The sequence below is a fragment of the Sciscionella marina DSM 45152 genome, from assembly GCF_000379465.1.
GTDB classification, from domain to species: domain Bacteria; phylum Actinomycetota; class Actinomycetes; order Mycobacteriales; family Pseudonocardiaceae; genus Sciscionella; species Sciscionella marina.
Genome location: NZ_KB905403.1, coordinates 275,481 through 293,981, shown reverse-complemented (window position 1 = coordinate 293,981; position 18,501 = coordinate 275,481). Strand labels below are relative to the sequence as shown.

Sequence of the window (18,501 nt, the reverse complement as noted above, 5' to 3'; positions counted from 1 at the left end):
CCGGGGAGCGCAGTGCGTGAGGAGTCGAGCATGACCGCCGTGACCGCCAAGACCGCCGGAACCTCGCACGCCACGCTGCGCGCGCTGGTGCGGAACAAACTCGCCCTTGCCGCGCTGATCCTGCTTGCCCTGTTCGTGCTCGCCGCCGTGTTCGCTCCGCTGCTCGCGCCCTACGATCCGAACGCCCAGGATCTGTTGTCCCGCTTACAACCGCCCGGAACGGCGGGGCATTTCCTCGGTACCGACCAGCTCGGCCGGGATCTGACCTCCCGGCTGATCTACGGCTCCCGGGTCTCCCTGCTCGTCGGCTGCAGCGCGGCACTGCTCGCGGGCATCCTCGGAGCGCTGATCGGGCTCATCGCCGGATTCCGCGGCGGCTGGGTGGACAGGGTGCTGATGCGGATCGCCGATATCCAGCTCGCTTTCCCCTCGATCCTGCTCGCGCTGGCCATCGTCGGTTTCCTCGGATCCGGGCTGTGGTACGTGATCCTGGTGCTCGGCTTCACCGGCTGGGTGAACTACGCACGCGTGGTGCGCTCTGAGGTGCTTTCCTTGCGCTCCAGGGATTTCGTCACCGAGGCCCGCGCGATCGGGGTGCGTTCGGGCACCATCATGCGCCGCCATCTACTGCCCAATGTGCTCGCCCCGCTCGCCACCATCGGCACCCTGCACGTAGCCTCCGCGATCGTGGCCGAGTCCTCGCTGAGCTATCTCGGCCTCGGCGTCCCGAAGACCACGGTCACCTGGGGCTCGATGCTCTCCGACGGACAGCTCTATCTCGGCACCTCCTGGTGGATCGCGGTGTTCCCCGGTTGCGCGCTGATGCTGACCGCCCTTGCCATCAACATCGCCGGGGATGTACTGCGCGATGTCGCCGACCCGAAGGCCTACCGCCGATGAATCCCTTGCTGAACATCGAGAACCTGCGGGTGGATTTCCAGCTCGCCGACGGCGTCGTGCACGCGGTGCGCGGCATCGACATCCACGTCGGCGCGGGCGAGATCGTCGCCGTGGTCGGGGAATCGGGCAGCGGCAAGTCCGCGACCGCGCTCTCGGTGCTGCGGCTGAACCCGCAGCCGCCGTGCGTGTACGCGGGCGGGTCCATCGAGTTCGACGGGCGCTCGCTGCTGGACCTCGAGGAACGCGAACTGCGCACGGTGCGCGGCAACGAGATCGCGATGGTCTTCCAGGACCCGATGACCAGTCTGAATCCGGTGAAACGGGTGGACGCCCAGGTCGCCGAGGTGCTGCGCAAACACAAGGGCGCGAGCCGAACCGAGGCACTGGCCGCGGTCCCCGAAGCGCTGGCCGAGGCGGGCATCGACAAACCCGAACAGCGCGCCCGCAAATACCCGCACGAGCTCTCCGGCGGGCTGCGGCAGCGGGTGATGATCGCGATGGCGCTCGTCGGGCGGCCCCGCCTGCTCATCGCGGACGAACCGACCACCGCACTGGATGTGACCGTGCAGGCCCGGATCCTCGATCTGCTCGCCGAACTGCGCGCCAATCACGGCATGGCGATCCTGCTGATCACCCACGATCTCGGGGTGGTCGCCGAGCTCGCCGACCGGGTCGTGGTCTGCCGCGACGGCGTGGTGGTCGAATCCGGGGCCACCGAGCGGGTGTTCGAGGAGCCGGAAGACGAGTACACCCGCCGGCTACTGGCCGCGACACCACGCCTGGAGGTCTCCCCGTGACCGAACTGGTGCAGATAACCGGGCTGGGCAAGGACTTCGGCGCCGACACCGTGCTCTCCGACGTCGATCTTACCGTGCACAGTGGGGAAACCCTGGCCATCGTGGGGGAATCGGGTTCCGGCAAGACGACCCTGACCAGGCTGTTGCTCGCGCTGCTGGAACCGAGCCGGGGAACGGTGCACTTCGCGGGCAAGGACCTCGCCACCGTGGCCCCCGCGGAACTGCGATCTCTGCGCAGGCGGATGCAGGTGGTGCTGCAGGATCCGTACTCCAGCATGAATCCGCGCATGCGGGTCACCGATATCGTCGCCGAACCGCTCGTCACCCACGAACCGGGACTGCGCGGTAGGCGGGCGCGCGGACAGGTGCGCGAGCGGGTCGGCGAGCTACTGGAATCGGTCGGGCTCGAGGCCGCCATGCAGGACCGGTACCCGCACGAATTCTCCGGGGGTCAACGGCAGCGCATCTCCATCGCCCGCGCGATCGCGCTCGAACCCGAACTCGTGGTGCTCGACGAACCGACGAGCGCACTCGATGTCTCGGTACAGGCACGCATCCTGGACCTGTTGGCGCGCCTGCAATCCGAGCACGCGCTCACCTACGTTTTCGTCTCGCACAACCTCGCCGTGGTGCGCCGGATCGCCGACCGGGTCGCGGTACTGCGCGCGGGCGAGCTGGTGGAACTGGGCAGCGCGGCGCAGGTGTTCGGCGCGCCCGAGCATCCCTACACCGCCGAGCTGCTCGCCGCCGTCCCCGGACTGGATCCACGCCGGAGAAGCCGGAGAGCCCCGTGCTAATGCCCGGCCAGCACCAGTCCGGCCCCGCCGAGCAGGGCGCTGTGCTCGTATTCGCCGAACACCACGCTCGGGCGCTCGGCGGTCGCGACCAGTCCGGCGCACAACCGTGCCTCGATCCGCGCACGGAACGGTTCACCCCCGGCAACCGCCTCGCCGTGCACGATGAACAAGCCGGGGGCGAACAACTGCTGGATGTTCACCAGGCCGAGCGCGATATTGTCCGCGTATTCGTCCACAGTGGACTGGAACTCACCGGGGGCCCGCAGCAACTCGACCGGATCACCGCGGAACCCGCGCGCGGACGCGGCCGTGGTGAGCCAACTCGTGGTGGCCAGCGTCTTCCAGCAGCCGCGTTTCCCGCAGGTGCACTCCAGCCCGCTCGCCGCGACCGTCATGTGCGCCCCGCTGCGCCCACCCTGCGGGGCGAGCACCCGGCCCTCGTAGAGCACCCCGGCCCCGAGCACCGTTCCGGTGGACACCGAGGCGAAGGTGGCCCGCCCGCGCCCGGCGCCGAACCACCGGTCGCCGAGCACCTGCAGCCGGGCCCGGTGTTCCACGGCGGCGGGCGCACCGAACCGATCGGAGAGCTTCGCGACCACCGGATACCCGTGCAGCGCGGGAACATCGTGCACCTCGAGCAACACTCCCGCCTCGGCGTCCACCAGCCCGGCCGCGGCGACCCCGATGCCGAGCAGCCGGTGCCCGCCGAAACACTCCGCGCCCACCCGGTAGAGCGCGTCCTCGATCTCCGCGACGCCAGCCCGCGCCCCGAAACTCGCCCGCGCGGTGCGCTCCAGTTCCCCGGACCGGTGCAGCAGGGCCGCGGTGACCTGGCCGGGCACCAGTTCCACGGCACCGAGCCATGGCGCGGGCTCGGGTGCGGTGACCACATGCATCGGACCACCATGCCACGCTACGAAAAGGAGTCGACCGTGCCCAGTCTGACCACCATGACCTGGCGCGAGGTGCGTGCCGCCGCGGATGCGGGCGGTATCGCCCTGTGTCCGATCGGTTCCCAGGAGCAGCATGCCGAAGCGCTGCCGATGGGCACCGACACCATGCTCGCCACCGCCTGCGTGGACCGCGCCCTCGACCTGCTCGGTGCGGCCGATCCACAGGTGGTGCGCGCCCCGGCGCTGCCGTTCGGGCACAGCCCGCATCACCTGTTCGCCGCCGCGATCTCGCTGTCCGCGCCCACCCTGTCCGCGGTGCTCGCCGATCTGCTCGATTCCCTTGCCGAGAGCGGATTCCGGCGCATCCTGCTGGTCAACGGGCACGGCGGGAACGAGGAGATCATGCGGCTCGCGGTCAAACGGTTCGCCCTGCGCGCCGAGGTCGCCGTCGGTGCCTGCTCCTACTGGTCGCTCGGCGAATCCCCGCACCATCCCGGTCACGCGGGCGAATTCGAGACCAGCCTGCTGCTCGCCGCACACCCCGAACTCGTGCGGTCCCCCGTTCCCCGGCGCACCCCGGTCGACCCGCCCGCCCTGTTCGACCGGCCGCCCTATCCCGGGCTCACCGTGGAACGGCACGGCGAATGGGCCAGGGTCGGCGGGCAGACCGACGATCCGAGCGGCGCCGATCCGGAGACCGGTGCGCGCTTGCTCGCCGAGCGGGCGACCGCACTCGCCGAAGCCATCCGCGCCTTCCACCACGCCACCGCCCAGGAGTAGCCCGTGCAGATCACCGATGTCGACGTGTGGGTCGTCAACCTGCCGCTGACCAACCCGTTCACCAGTTCCTTCGAGACCAAGACCGGCGAGACCCGGACCATCGTGCGGATCCGCACCGACTCCGGGATCGAGGGCTGGGGCGAGACCATGTGGGGCCGCCCGGTCGCCGCCCTCGTCCGCCGGTTCGCCGAAGACCTGCGCGGCACCTCACCCTTCGCGCTCGAGGCCTTCCACCGCAAACAGCACATGGTGCCGTTCTTCCACGGCTATCTCGGGTACGCCGCGATCGCCGCCATCGACGTCGCCTGCTGGGACGTGATCGGCAAGGCAAGCGGGCAGTCCCTGCTGAACCTGCTCGGCGGGCCGGTCCGCGAATCGGTGCCGATCACCGCGCTGATCACCCGGGCCGACGGTTCCTCCCCGCACGCCATCGCCCAGCACGCCGAACGGGTCGTCGCCGAGGGCGGGTTCACTGCCGTCAAGCTCAAGGGGACCACCGATGCGCACGGCGATGTCGAGATCCTGCGCGCACTGCGGGAGCAGCTGCCCGGGAGCCTGCTGCGCGTCGACCCCAACGCCGCCTGGTCCGTGCCCGACACCGTCCGCGCCGGGCGCGCGCTCGAAGAGCTCGATCTCGAATACCTCGAAGACCCCTGCGTCGGCATCGAGGGCATGAGCCAGGTGCACGAGAAAGTCCGGATTCCGTTGTGCACCAACATGTGCGTCGTGCGCTTCGAGGATTTCGCCCCCGCCGTGCGGATGCGCGCCGTCGACGTGATCCACGGCGATGTCTACAAATGGGGCGGGATCGCGGCCACCAAAGCCCTCGCCGCGCACTGCGAGACCTTCGGGCTCGGCATGAACCTGCACAGCGGCGGGGAACTCGGCATCGCCACCGCCGCCCACCTCGCCGTGGTCGCGAGCACCCCCGTGCTGTCCACCGCCATCGATTCCATGTACTACCTGCACGCCGACGACATCGTGGAGCCGCTGCGCTTCGAATCCGGTGCCTTGCACGTCCCCGAGGGGCCGGGACTCGGGGTCACCGTGGACGAGGACAAACTGCGCCGCTACGCGGAACTCAACGAACGCGAGGGCGATCTGACCGGATAACGAGTCAGCGGGCGCGCAGCCCGTCCAGCACCAGATCGGCGAGCTGCTCGGGCAGGCGATCGGGCAGCGGTTCCTTGGCGATCAACACCCGGAAATGCAGCGGCGCGATCAGCATTTCCAGGGCGGTGCGCGGGTCCGCGCCCTCGGGTAGCTCACCCCGGGCGATTCCGCGTTCGATCATGACCTGCGCCAGTTCGTAGCGCGAGGCCCAGAACTGCGCGGACACCACGTCTTTGGTCAGCACAGCTTCGGTCATCGCGGCGGTCGCGCGCAGTGCCGCGACGGACAGCGGGGTGCTCAGGTAGTCGGCCACGGAATCGGCGAACGCGATGAGGTCGGCGCGGATCGAACCGGTGTCCGGGACCGGCACGTGCTCACTGCTGGAGGCCAGCAGGGTGTCCACGATCAGGTTCTCCTTGGTGCGCCACCGGCGGTAGACCGAGGTCTCGTGCACCCCGGCCCGCGCCGCGACATCCCCGATGCTCAGCTGCTCGGGGCCGTGTTCCCGGATCGCCGCGCGGGTGGCCTCGTGCACGGCACTGCGCACGCGTGCGGCACGCCCTCCGGGACGCGTGCGGGGTTCGTCATCGCTCACCCCGGCACCCTAACGCAGGTTTCTTGCTTTATCGGTGAACCCGGCGTAGCGTCACTATCGCAGGAAAGTTGCGTTAATGAGGAGCGCGCTATGTCCTACCGGTGGCCGCAGGACCCGGAAGAACTGTTCGCGGAGCGGTACCCGCAAATGCTCGCGACCGGGCTACCGGCAGCCGGGGTGGACGCGGTGCGCGCCACGATCACCGATATGTGGGCCGATACGGCGGGCGGCTGGGTGCACGAATGGTCGCGGCTCGCCGCGGGATACGCCGATGCCGCACGGCATGACCTGGCCGCGCTCGCCTACGGCTGGGCGAAATTCCCCACGCTCGCCGATGACCGCAAGCGCGCCGCCCTCGCCGATCAGGTCGAGCAGTACCGCCTGGCCGCACCGGGTTTCCCCGTCGACTTCCACCGAGAGGTCCTTGACCTGCCCTACCGGGGTCGCAGCACTGCCGTTCCCGTGCACCTGCTCGCCACGCCCGGCCTCGCAGCCGATGCGCCGGTGTTGCTCGCCAGTGGTGGAGTGGACAGCTGGAAGATGGATGTGCACAACGTGCTGGTCCGGTTCGCCCAGCGGGCCCGGGTCCGGGTGCTGGCCTTCGACATCGCCGGCACCGGGGAATCCGAGGTGCCCATGACCCCCGATGGCGGAGCCGAGATCGTCGACGGTCTGATCGCGCACGCCCGTGCACTCGGCAACGGAACGGTCGCACACCTGGGTATCTCGATGGGCGGCTACTACTCGGCGCGCTCCGGTCTCACCGGCCAGGTCGACGCGGCCATCGACCTCGGCGGACCGGTCGAAGCGGCCTTCACCCGGGGCCGGGAGACGGTGTTCGGCATGTCCGACATCCTCGGCAACGCGCTCGGTTTCGCGCATCGTCCCACCGATGCCGAGCTCGGCAGGCACCTGCCGGAGTTCTCCCTGCGTTCATTGCTCGACCAGGACCGCAACGCGCCGATGCTGGTGCTCAACGGGGCCGACGACGTGCACGTTCCGCAGCACGACACGCTGGTGTTCACCGGTCGCCGCGAGACCGAGGTCGACCTGGTCCCGGACACCGGGCACTGCGCGGTGTCCAAGGCGGCCGAGGTCTGGCCGAGCATGATCGAATGGCTCGTCCGAACCCTGGACCGGTGACCCCCAGGCGGAGCTACTGTCGCAGCACCGCGTCATCGGCATCGTGTTCGTACAACCGAACCGCGCCGTCACCGTCCCCAAGGGACAGTGCGAGCCAAGCGGGCCCGAATCAGTTCTTGTGTGTCAGACATCGGTGCCAATAATGCCAGGCAAAGTCCGGCCGAACCGGCTGCACGCAACGACTAGTAGAACGACCAGTGAAACTCTGTGCATTTCGATTCGGGACACCGAACCGGCATTCCGAAAGCCCCACTCGTCGACGACGCGACACTTTGGAGTGAGTACCGAAGAGTTTCCCTCACACTCAGCTATCGAAGCACATTCGTGCCACCAGAGCCAGGATGCTTGAGCTCTGAAGCACGCCCACTCATTTACCAACAAGGCAGAATGGAAAATTCGGCAGACCGATCGACGTCACACTATCGGTGTATTGTTCATCGATCCTTTTTCCCCTTGCAATGGTTGCTGTCTACACGGCTTTTGGGGAGACAGACGATCGTGTCGTATCCATCAAACAATGGTGGTAGAGTCCGCTTTCCGCGTCACGTTGACTGGTAGCGTCGTCAACTGCGATCGATGAAACGGGGAGACTTCTTTGCCAGGCATATCCTCAAAGGGTGGGTTCGTCATTGGTATTTGCCCGTTCGGGCTACCGGATCCGCGATTTGTGGCAGCGGTGTGCGCAGCGGGCGAGCTGGGGGTGCTCGATCTCGGCGCGAGTGGCCGGCGTTCCAGGCGGGCACTCGCGCAGGCGATGCGCTGGGCGCCAGGCGCGATCGGCGTGCGCGTCTCGGGCGACTGCACTCTTTCGGTGGACGAATTCACCGCATTGTGCGACGCGAAAAGCGTGGACACGGTCGTACTCACCGCCGATGCGAGCTGGCGCACCGAGGAGTTGACCGGCAGGCGGGTCCTGGTCGAAGTGGTCAGCCTGGACGAAGCGGTGGCGGCCGTCGAATCCGGCGCGGACGGGCTCATCGCACGGGGAAGCGAAAGCGGCGGCAGGGCGGGCGAACTCAGCACCTTCGTCCTGCTCCAGCAACTGCTCGCGGACGAGCGGGTTGCCGTCGGAGTGTGGGCGGCGGGCGGTATCGGTCCGCACACCGCGGCCGCCGCGGTGCTCGGTGGCGCCGCCGGGGTGGTCCTGGACAGCCAGCTCGCACTGCTCGCCGAGGTGCGGCTACCGGTCGCGGTGGCCAAGGCACTGCGCACCATGGACGGTTCGGAACCGGTGGCCGAGAACGGCAGACAGGTGCTGCACAGTCAGGCGGTCGGGGAACCGATCGCCGTCGGCCAGGACGGTTGTCTTGCCGCCGGATTCGCCCGCCGACACCAGGACATCGGCAACGCCATCCGGGCGGTCCGCACGGCGATCGAGGAAGCGGCGCACCCGGGTTCGGCCGACGCGCTGCGCCCCGGTTCGGCGCTGAGCCGGGCACTCGGCACCCGGCTTCCGGTCGTGCAGGGCCCGATGACCAGGGTCAGCGATGAGGCGGATTTCGCCGCCTCGGTCGCCGCCCAGGGCGGGCTGCCGTGCATCGCGCTCGCTCTTTCCACCGCCGAACAGTCCCGCGCGATCCTGCGGCGCACCCGGGAACAGGTGGGCGATCGGCCTTGGGGCGTCGGCATTCTCGGCTTCGCCGACGAGCGGACGCGGACCGCGCAGCTCGAGGTCATCCGGGAGCAGCGGCCGAGCCACGTGATCATCGCGGGCGGGCGGCCGACCCAGGCGGCCGCGATCGAGGACGCGGGCATCGCCACCTTCCTGCACGTGCCCTCGCCCGGACTGCTGAGCCAGTTCCTCGCCGCGGGCGCGCGCAAGTTCGTCTTCGAGGGCGCCGAGTGCGGCGGGCACATCGGGCCGAAGAACAGCTTCACCCTGTGGGAAGCGCAGCTCGCGGTGCTCGAGGAATTCCTGGAGCACAACGGGCAGCAGGCGAGTGAACTCCAGGTACTGTTCGCCGGCGGTATTCACGACGAGCGGTCCGCGGCGATGGTGGCCGCGCTGACCGCACCACTGGCCGCGCGGGGGGTCGCGGTCGGAGTGCTGATGGGCACCGCCTATCTGTTCACCGAGGAAGCCGTGGCACACGGCGCGATCCGGCCGCTGTTCCAGCAGCAGGTGCTCGGCGCGGAGCGGACCGACCTGCTGGAAACCGCGCCCGGCCACGCGACCAGATGCGTCAGCGGCCCGTTCACCGAGGACTTCCACGCAACCGAAGACGAACTGCGGGGAAACGGGGTCACCGGCCGCGAACTGTGGGAGCGGCTGGAACAGTTGAACGTCGGGCGGCTGCGGATCGCCAGCAAGGGAATCGAACGCCGCGGCGAACAACTCGTCGAGGTCGGCGAAGCACGCCAACGCGGCGAGGGCCTTTTCATGGCGGGCGAAGTCGCCAGGCTGCGCGCGGGGGTGACCACGATCGCCGAACTGCACGGCACGGTGACCGAGCGGGCGGCCGCGTTCCTCGGCGAGCGCGCGGCGCGGCTGCGGGAAACGCTCGGCGGTACGGCCGAATCCGCCGTACCCGAGCCGGTGGACATCGCCGTGGTCGGGATGGCGGCGATGCTGCCCGGCGCGCCGGATCTGGACACTTTCTGGTCCAATGTGCTGCGCGGCGTGGACTCGATCACCGAGGTTCCGGGGGAACGCTGGGATCCGCGGATCTACTACTCCGAGAACGGCGAACCCGGCACCACATCCTCGAAATGGGGCGGATTCCTGCCGGAGATCCCGTTCGATCCGCTCAGCTATGGGATTCCGCCCTCGGCACTCGGCAGCATCGAGCCGGTGCAGCTGCTCGCGCTGGAGTCGGCGCGCAGGGCGCTCGCCGATGCGGGTTACGCCGACCGCGTGTTCGACCGGGCACGGACCTCGGTGCTGTTCGGTGCCGAGTCGGGCAGCGATCTGTCCAACGCATCCGTGCTGCGCACCGTGTTGCCCGCCTATCTCGGCGAGCTGCCGGAGGAGCTGGCCGGGCAACTGCCGGAGCTGACCGAGGATTCCTTTCCCGGGGCGCTGGCCAATGTGATCGCTGGGCGCATCGCGAACCGGCTCGATCTCGGCGGCACCAACTACACGGTGGACGCGGCCTGTGCGTCTTCCCTTGCCGCCGTGGACATCGCCTGCAAGGAGCTCGCCACGCACAGCAGCGACATGGTGCTGTGCGGTGGCGCGGATCTGCACAACGGCATCAACGACTATCTGCTGTTCTCCTCGGTGCAGGCACTGTCCCCGACCGGGAGATCGCGCACCTTCGACCAGTCCGCCGACGGCATCGCGCTCGGCGAGGGTGTGGCCTGCCTCGTGCTGAAACGGCTCGCCGATGCCGAGCGCGACGGCGACCGGGTCTACGCCGTGATCAAGGGGGTCGGCGGGGCAAGCGATGGCAAATCCCTCGGCCTGACCGCGCCCCGGCCGGAAGGGCAACGCGCCGCATTGGAGCGCGCCTACCGCAACGCGGGCATCGCCCCGTCCGAGGTCGAGCTGATCGAAGCGCACGGCACCGGGACCGTGGTCGGTGACCGCACCGAACTGGCCACCCTGACCGAGATGTTCACCGAGGCGGGTGCCCGGCCGGGTGGTTGTGTGCTCGGCTCGGTGAAATCGCAGATCGGGCACACCAAATGTGCGGCAGGCCTGGCCGGTCTGGTCAAGACTGCACTCGCGTTGCACACCGGAATCCGCCCGCCGACGCTGAACCTCAGCGAACCCAACCCGTCCTGGAATCCGGAGCAAAGCCCGTTCGCCTTCCACACCGAGGCGCGTCCGTGGGCGACCGCGCCGAGCGAGCGGGTCGCCGGGATCAGCGCGTTCGGGTTCGGTGGCACCAACTTCCACGTCGTACTGCGCGGTCACGAGGGACCGCCGCCCTCGCACGCGCTGCCGGACTGGCCCGCCGAGCTGTTCGTGTTCCGTGGTGCGAGCGAGGAGGCAGCGCAGCGCTCGGTGCGGCAGCTGCTGGATCTGCTGGCGGCCGACGAAACCGGGCGGCTCCGGGATTTCGCGCTGAACACCGCACTGCGCACCGACGCGCAGACCGCACCGGTGCGGATCGCCGTGGTCGCCACCGATCCCGGCAACCTCACCGAGCTACTGCACCGCGCGCTGGCCGGGGAACACGATCCGGCCGCCGGCCTGTTCCGCGCCGAAGACCGGCAACCCGAGGGCGAACTGGCCTTCCTCTTCCCCGGGCAGGGCAGTCAACGGGTCGGCATGCTCGCCGCGCTGTTCGTCGCGTTCCCCGAGCTGCACCACTATCTGGAACTCGGCGAGGAGCTGGCGGACCTGCTGCACCCGGCGACCGCCTTCGATGCCGAAGGGCGTGCCGCGCAGACGGAACGGATCACCGATACCAGGGTTGCGCAGCCGGTGCTCGGGATCACCGGGCTGGCGGTGCACGAACTGCTCGGCCGGGCCGGGGTCACGCCTTCGGTCGTCGCCGGGCACAGCTACGGTGAACTGGTCGCGCTCACCGCGGCGGGCGCGATCGAGCCGGAATCCCTGGTGGCACTGAGCAAACGGCGCGCCGAGGCCATCCTGGACTCGGTCGGCGACGAACCGGGCGCGATGGCCGCGGTCTCCGCGGCGCACCAGAAGGTCGCGCTGTCACTGGCCGAGTTCGGGCTCACCGAGCAGGTCGTGGTGGCCAACCACAACGCCCCGGAACAGACCGTGATCTCCGGACCGGCCGAGGCGATCGAGCAGGCGGTGCACCGATTCCGGGAAAGCGGGCTCGGCGCCAAACGGATCCCGGTCGCCTGCGCGTTCCACAGCCCGCTCGTCGCCGAGAGCGAACGGATCTTCGCCGCGACGCTCGCCGGGGAGCCGGTACATGAGCCCGAGATTCCGGTGTACGCCAACCGAACCGCCAAGACCTACCCCGATCGGCCGGAATCGATCCGCGCCGAACTGGCCGCGCAACTGGCCAATCCGGTGCGGTTCGTCGAGCAGATCGAGTCGATGTACACGGCCGGGGTGCGGGTGTTCGTCGAAACCGGGCCCGGAGCGGTGCTCAGCGGGTTCGTGGCCAAGATCCTCAAGGACCGTCCACACCGGATGATCACGACCCAGCCGGGCCGCCGCGGGGACATCACCGACCTGCTGTTCGCGCTCGCCCAGCTCGCCGTTGCCGGAGCCGAACCGCGCACCGCGTGGCTGGTGGACGGTCGCGGCGCGGTGGACCCGGAAACGGCCACCCGAACCAAAAATCCACAGTGGACAGTCAACGGCCAGCTGGTGCGCAACGCCTCCGGGGAGATTCCGGCCGGTGCACTGGCTCCCGCACGCCGTATACAGGAGAACACCGTGTTTTCATCCCGCCCCTCCAACGGCAGTCCAGGCGATCCGGAAGCGCTGATAGCCGAATTCCTGCGCAGCAGTAGGGAAATGGTCAACGCGCAACGGGATGTCCTGCTGAGTTATCTCGGCCCCGCCGCAGGAACCGCCGCACCCCGGCCCACTCTCGACGCCGTCCCCGCACCGAACCCGGAACTGCCCACGGTGGAGAGCATTCCGGCCCCGGCGGCAACGAAAACCGCTGCCGAACAGCACACCGAACCACAACCGGCCGCCGACATTCCCGCCGTGGTCCTCGGCGTCATCGCGGACCGCACCGGCTACCCAGCCGAGATGATCGAACCCGAGCTCGATCTGGAAGCGGACCTCTCCATCGACTCCATCAAGCGCGCCGAGATCGCCGGAGAGATCGGCACCCGGCTCGGCATCCAGGGCACCCTGGCCGATGAGCAGATGGAAGAACTCACCAAGGCGCGCAGCATCGCGGCCATCACATCCTGGCTCACCGAACGGCTCGACGGCGAACCGGAAACCGCGGAGCCCGTCACCGAGGAAGCCCCGGAGCCGGTCACAGGTGAGGCCCCGCGCAGATTCGAGCTGCGTCAGGTACCACTGACCGCCGCGACCGGTGCGCCGGATTCCTTGCCGGACAAGCGGTTCCTGTTCGTGGGTGAGGACCGGCTCGCCGAAGCGCTCGGCAGCGAACTTGCCCGTCACGGCGCCGAGCTGCTGCGGGGCGCCGCGGACCAGGAACCAAGCGAACACGTCGACGGACTGATCCACGCCGGTCACCTGTCCGATGTGGACACCGAGGCGCTCCCCGAGGCGTTTCCGCTGTACCGCACCGCGTTGGGCAACGGTGCCCGGTGGCTGATCGCACTCGGCCCGGATGGCGGCGCCGGGCACTCGGCCGGGCTACGTGGCTTCTTCCGTACCGTGGCGCGCGAATACCCGGACACCCTGGCACGCCTGGTGGAGCTCGATCCGGAGACGGCACCGGCGGAGCTGGCCGCTTCCGTGGCAGACGAGCTGTGCCGCCCCGAACCGGCCCCGGTCGTGCGGCGCTCGGGATCGGATCGGTACGGCCTCGAACCGGTCGAGGCCTCGCTCGGTGCCCTGGCCACCAACGGATCCGGGCCCGCGGGCACCGGGGTCAGCGAGGCGCGGGCGATCGGGCTCGACCAGGATTCGGTCGTACTGCTGTTCGGTGGCGGCCGCGGGATCACCGCCCGGTTCGCCGGTCTGCTCGCCGTGAGCAGCCAGTGCCGGATCCACCTCGCCGGGCGCACCCCGCCGCCGGACGGTCCCGAGGATCCCGCGATCGCCGCCGCGACCACCCCGGCCGAACTGCGCAGCGCGGTGATCCGAACCGGGGTACGCAGCCCGGCCGATGTCGAGCGCGAGGTGTCCAGAATCCTGGCTCAGCGCGAGGTTTCCGGTACCCTCGCCGAACTCCGCGCGCTCGGTTCCGATGCCGAGTACCACACCCTGGATGTCCGGGACGGCAACGCGGTGGCCAGCCTGGTCAAGCAGGTGCACGCGGAACACGGCAGGCTGGATGGCGTGGTGCACGCCGCCGGGGTGCTCGCCGACCGGCTGATCGCGGAGAAGGACCTCGAATCCTTCAGCCGGGTGTACGACACCAAGGTCGGCGGCGCGCGGGCCCTGCTCGACGAGCTGACCAGTCTGGACACCAAGCCTTCGTTCACCGTGTTCTTCGGCAGCATCGCCGCGGTGTACGGCAACCGTGGCCAGGCCGACTACGCAGCCGCCAATGACGCCCTGGAGACGATCGGCGCGAACTGGGCGGCACGCACCGGGAACCGTGCGCTGACCGTCCACTGGGGACCGTGGGCGGCCACCGGGAACCACGACGGCATGGTCACGCGAGAGCTGATGCGCGAGTACGACAGGCGCGGTATCCGGCTGATCGACCCCGAGGAGGGCGTGCTCGCGCTGCTGCGCGAGCTGGCCTGGGGCGAGCAGGGCAACAACGCGGTGGTGTACACCGCTTCGGGTTGGTGAGCCGGGAATGACCGGTGTGGCCATCGTCGGTATGGCAGCGCTCTTCCCGGGGTCCGGAAACCTGGACTCCTACTGGGCCAACCTGTGCGCCGGGGTGGACGCGATCACCGAGGTCCCCGTCGGTCGCTGGGACACCACCAAGCGCGATCACCCGGAGGACGCGGCCGAACTGGTCTACTGCCGCCGCGGCGGGTTCATCGACGAACACGCCGAGGTGGACCTGACCAGGTTCGGGATCATGCCGAACTCGGTCGCCGATACCGAACCCGATCAGCTCATCGCGCTACACGTCGCGGCGCAGGCGATCGAGGACAGCGGCGGTGCGGAGCGGCTGCCCGAGCGAGACCGGATCGGCGTGGTTCTCGGCCGCGGCGGCTACATCGGCCCCAGCATGGCCCGGTACAACCAGCGGGTGCGCATCGCCGGTCAGCTGGTGCACACCCTCGGCGAACTGCTTCCCGAACTGAGCCCCGCCCAGCTCGACAAGGTGCGCGGGGCATTCAGCACGCAACTGGGATCGAACCAACCCGAATCGGCGATCGGGCTGATACCCAACCTCGCCGCGTCCCGGCTCGCGAACCGGCTGGATCTCGGTGGCCCCGCGTACACCGTGGACGCCGCCTGCGCGTCCTCCCTGGTCGCCGTGGACCAGGCGATCGGCGAGCTGCACAGTGGCCGCTGCGATCTGGTGCTCGCCGGCGGCATGCATCACTGCCACGACATCACCTTCTGGAGCGTGTTCGCCCAACTCGGGGCACTGTCCCGCAGCGAACGGATCCGCCCGTTCCACCGGGACGCGGACGGCATCCTCATCGGCGAGGGCACCGGGGTCGTAGCGCTCAAGCGGCTCGCCGACGCCGAACGGGACGGCGACCGGATCTACGCGGTGCTCCGGGGAAGCGGGGTTTCCAGCGACGGCAAGGGATCGAGTCTGCTCAATCCGGACCACGGCGGTCAGGTGCGGGCGGTGCGCCAGGCATGGGAGCGCGCCGGACTGGACCCCGCCGAGCCCGATTCGGTCGGACTGCTCGAGGCACACGGCACCGCGACCCCGGCCGGGGACGGCACCGAGCTGGCCACGCTCGCCACCGTGTTCGGCGCGGGCGAGCCCGCGGTGATCGGTTCGGTGAAGTCGATGATCGGGCACACCATGCCCGCCGCGGGGATCGCGGGACTGATCAAAGCCGCCCTCGCCGTGCACCATCGGACGCTGCCGCCCACCCTGCACTGCACCGATCCGCACCCACAGCTGGCCGAAACCCGGTTCCGGCCGACCGAAACCGCCCGGCCCTGGGACGCGGACGGACCACGCAGGGCCGCGGTGAACGCCTTCGGTTTCGGCGGTATCAACGCACACGTGGTGCTCGAGGAACACGCGCACGCCGCGGCACGGGCACGCATCACGGTCACCGAACCGGAGCAGGTGCTGCGGCTCGCCGCGCCGGATCCGCACGCGCTCGCCGGGGTGCTCGACCGCGAGGACGCCGAGATCCGTGGCACGGCAACCGGATCCGGTCCGAGCAGGTTGTCCATTGTGGACCCGACGAAGAAACGGCTCGCACTGGCCCGCAAGCTGCTCGGCCGGGCCGGCGATACCCGTTCCTGGCGCGGCCGCAACGATGTCTGGTTCTATCCCGCGCCGCTGCTCGGTGACGGCGGGAAACTGGCCTATCTGTTCCCCGGGCTGGAAGCGGAGTTCACGCCGAACGTCGAGGATGTGGCGCGCCGCTTCGGGTTCACCTTCGACACGGGCGGCTCGCTGGTCGGGAACACCGGGCGGCACGGACATGCGGTGGCCCAGCTCGGCCGCTCGCTGGACGGCGTGCTGCGCAAGATCGGGATCACCCCGGACGGGGTTGCCGGGCACAGCATCGGTGAATGGACCGCGATGACCGCGAGCGGACTGCACCGCGCGGAGGCCATCGACGAATTCCTCGACACCTATGATCCCGACTCGCTGAGGATGCCCGATGTGGCCTTCGCGGCGATCGGAACCTCGGCCGAACGGGTACGCGAAGCGCTCGCCGAACACCCGGGCATCACGCTGTCCCACGACAACGCGCCCAACCAGTCGATGGTGTGCGGACCGGCCGCGGAGGTGGACGCCTTCGTGACGGAATTCCGCGCACACCAGGTGATGTGCCAGGTGCTGCCGTTCCGTTCGGGTTTCCACACCCCGATGCTGGCGCCCTATCTCGGCCCGATCCGGGAGAACGCCGACCGCCTGGAACTGCACCGGCCGAGCGTGCCGATCTGGTCGGCGACCACCGCGGAACCGTATCCGGAATCCGCCGACGCGGTGCGCGAACTGTTCGTCCGACACCTGCTCGAACCGGTCCGGTTCCGGCAGCTGATCACCGCGATGTACCAGGCGGGATACCGGGTGTTCGTGCAGGCCGGGACCGGGCAGCTCACCTCGCTGGTCACGGACACCCTGCAGGACTGCGAACACCTCGCGGTCGCGGCGAGCTCCGGACGCCGGACCGGGATGGCCCAGCTGCGCAGGGTGGCCGCCGCGGTATGGGCAGCCGGTGGCCCGGACACCGTGGCAGCACTGGAATCCGCGGGCACCGGGCCACGGCACTCGATGCGGCTGAACCTCGGCAGCCCCACGGTCGCCCTGGACACCCCCACCCGGGACTCGCTGCGTTCGCTGCTCAGTACCCCGCGCACCAGCGGACTGTCCGATTCGTCCGCATTGGACGCTGTGGCCGCCAGCTCCCCGATGGCGGCGGAATTCCGGGCCCTGCTGCACGAGACCGCGGACACCGTCGGCACCGTGCTGGCGGCGCGACAGCACACCTCCCCGGCCACGCTCCGGGAATTCAGCACGCAGCTGCGGGTGTCCGTCGAGGGCATGCCGTACCTGCTCGATCACTGCTTCTTCCGGCAGCGCGCGGACTGGCCCGAACTCGCCGACCAGTTCCCGGTGCTGCCCGCCACCACGATGATCCAGCACCTGATGCGGCTCGTCGAGCAGGCCGCGCCCGGCCGCGTGGTGATCGGCCTGCGCGATGTCGTGCTGAACCGGTGGATCACGGCCATTCCCGCCACCGAGCTCCCGGTGACCGGCCGCCCCGTCGGGGACAACCTGATGGAGGTGCGGATCGGCGAGCACGCGAGCCTGGTGGCCGAACTCGCCGAACGGCACCCCGCGGAATCCCCGGCCGCCTGGCCGAAACCGGCCGAGGAGCGCGCCCCGGAGATGACCGCGGCCGAGCTCTACACCAGGCGGTGGATGTTCCACGGGCCCCGGTTCCAGGGGGTCGTGGAACTGCTCGCGATCGGTGCACGGCATGCCCGGGCGGTACTGCTCACGCCGGAGGCACCCGGCGCCCTGCTGGACAATGTCGGCCAGGTGCTCGGCTACTGGGTGGTGGCCACCCTGCCCAGCCGCGCCTCGGTCTTTCCCGCACGGTTGAGCCGGATCCGGTTCCACGGCCCGCATCCCCAGCCCGGGAAACGGCTGCACTGCACGGTCCGGATCACCGCCGTCACCGACACCACCGTGGTCGCCGAAGCGCAGCTGTCCATCGACGGCCGGGTGTGGGCGGAGTTCGGCGACTGGACCGATCGGCGGTTCGACAACTCACCGCAGACGGTCGTCGTGGAACGGTGGCCCGAACGCAACACGCTTTCCCGGCGCCAGAACGGTGGCTGGGTGCTGCTTTCCGAGCACTGGACGGATCTGGCCAGCCGCGAACTCGTGCTGCGCAACCATCTCGGCCTCGGCGAGCGCGAGGAGTACGACAGCCTGCCACCGCGGGAACGGCGCGCCTGGCTGCTGCACCGGATCGCGATCAAGGACGCGGCACGCATCTGGTTGTGGGACAACGGATGGGGGCCGTTGTACCCCGCCGAGATCGGGGTGCGCGAGCACGCGGACGGCCAGGCCGTGGTGCACGGGGTCTGCCGTGATCCGCTCCCCCAACTGGATGTCCGCGCGGCACACAGTGGGGAGGTCGCCGTGGCCATCGCCGGTCCGGCGGGCAGCGATCGCGGGATCGGCATCGAGCCGGTCACCGAATCCGTGGCCGAGACCCGATTCACGGCGGAACACCCGGAATACGCGCGGGTGACCGATCCCTGGCGCGCGGACCGCGACTACCTGGTCACCTGGACCACCGACGAGGCATGAACAGCACATCTGAAAGGCAGG

Annotated in this window: 10 protein-coding genes; 8 read left to right on the top strand and 2 right to left on the bottom strand. The window is 69.6% G+C overall.

All coding sequences use genetic code 11. From position 1 onward, the window contains the following. Positions 1-30: 30 nt before the first annotated feature. The 3 genes from A37U_RS0126085 to A37U_RS53090 are packed head-to-tail and all read left to right on the top strand — an operon-like array spanning position 31 to position 2,494. The gene (locus A37U_RS0126085) at positions 31-900 is read left to right on the top strand and encodes an ABC transporter permease (protein ID WP_020499615.1); all 870 of its coding nucleotides are present in this window, start codon (positions 31-33) and stop codon (positions 898-900) included. Further along, entirely contained in the window at positions 897-1,697 is an 801-nt protein-coding gene (locus A37U_RS53095) for an ATP-binding cassette domain-containing protein (protein ID WP_020499614.1), read from the top strand. The genes A37U_RS0126085 and A37U_RS53095 overlap by 4 nt, the downstream gene beginning before the upstream one ends. Further along, positions 1,694-2,494 (top strand): ATP-binding cassette domain-containing protein, encoded by an 801-nt coding sequence (locus A37U_RS53090; RefSeq protein ID WP_020499613.1) that lies wholly within the window; start codon positions 1,694-1,696, stop codon positions 2,492-2,494. Before A37U_RS53095 ends, A37U_RS53090 begins: the two co-directional genes overlap by 4 nt. On the opposite strand, the gene A37U_RS0126070 is transcribed toward A37U_RS53090, so the two are convergent. Further along, positions 2,491-3,390, bottom strand: coding sequence for an ROK family protein (locus A37U_RS0126070; protein WP_020499612.1), 900 nt, complete (start codon positions 3,388-3,390; stop codon positions 2,491-2,493). The two genes, A37U_RS53090 and A37U_RS0126070, sit on opposite strands and share 4 nt — an antisense overlap. A gap of 36 nt (positions 3,391-3,426) precedes the next feature. Between A37U_RS0126070 and A37U_RS0126065 the strand changes: the two genes are divergently transcribed. Both A37U_RS0126065 and A37U_RS0126060 read left to right on the top strand, forming a co-directional pair. Continuing rightward, positions 3,427-4,167 (top strand): creatininase family protein, encoded by a 741-nt coding sequence (locus tag A37U_RS0126065; RefSeq protein ID WP_026197614.1) that lies wholly within the window; start codon positions 3,427-3,429, stop codon positions 4,165-4,167. A gap of 3 nt (positions 4,168-4,170) precedes the next feature. After that, positions 4,171-5,280: a mandelate racemase/muconate lactonizing enzyme family protein gene (locus A37U_RS0126060; RefSeq protein WP_020499610.1), complete on the top strand. Its 1,110-nt coding sequence runs from the start codon at positions 4,171-4,173 to the stop codon at positions 5,278-5,280. A 4-nt stretch (positions 5,281-5,284) separates the two neighbouring features. On the opposite strand, the gene A37U_RS0126055 is transcribed toward A37U_RS0126060, so the two are convergent. Beyond that, complete coding sequence (locus A37U_RS0126055; RefSeq protein ID WP_026197613.1) at positions 5,285-5,875, bottom strand: TetR/AcrR family transcriptional regulator; 591 nt, start codon at positions 5,873-5,875, stop codon at positions 5,285-5,287. A 90-nt stretch (positions 5,876-5,965) separates the two neighbouring features. On the opposite strand from A37U_RS0126055, the gene A37U_RS0126050 reads away from it, so the two are divergent. The 3 genes from A37U_RS0126050 to A37U_RS45320 all read left to right on the top strand — a co-directional run bounded on the left by A37U_RS0126050 (position 5,966) and on the right by A37U_RS45320 (position 18,480). After that, positions 5,966-7,018 carry an alpha/beta fold hydrolase gene (locus A37U_RS0126050; RefSeq protein WP_020499608.1) on the top strand — a complete coding sequence of 351 codons (1,053 nt, stop codon included), beginning with the start codon at positions 5,966-5,968 and terminating at the stop codon, positions 7,016-7,018. Positions 7,019-7,685: 667 nt separating this feature from the next. Beyond that, on the top strand, positions 7,686-14,342 hold the full coding sequence (locus A37U_RS0126045; protein ID WP_020499607.1) for a type I polyketide synthase: 6,657 nt from the start codon (positions 7,686-7,688) through the stop codon (positions 14,340-14,342). Positions 14,343-14,349: 7 nt separating this feature from the next. Next, a complete protein-coding gene (locus A37U_RS45320; RefSeq protein ID WP_020499606.1) occupies positions 14,350-18,480 on the top strand; it encodes a type I polyketide synthase in 4,131 nt (1,376 codons plus the stop codon). Positions 18,481-18,501 lie beyond the last annotated feature (21 nt).

What these genes read in the sequence shown, in the direction of transcription:
- A37U_RS0126085 (WP_020499615.1), top strand. Translation starts at nt 31, where the DNA reads ATGACCGCCGTGACCGCCAAGACCGCCGGAACCTCGCACGCCACGCTG.
- A37U_RS53095 (WP_020499614.1), top strand. Translation starts at nt 897, where the DNA reads ATGAATCCCTTGCTGAACATCGAGAACCTGCGGGTGGATTTCCAGCTC.
- A37U_RS0126070 (WP_020499612.1), bottom strand. Translation starts at nt 3,390, where the DNA reads ATGCATGTGGTCACCGCACCCGAGCCCGCGCCATGGCTCGGTGCCGTG.
- A37U_RS0126050 (WP_020499608.1), top strand. Translation starts at nt 5,966, where the DNA reads ATGTCCTACCGGTGGCCGCAGGACCCGGAAGAACTGTTCGCGGAGCGG.
- A37U_RS45320 (WP_020499606.1), top strand. Translation starts at nt 14,350, where the DNA reads ATGACCGGTGTGGCCATCGTCGGTATGGCAGCGCTCTTCCCGGGGTCC.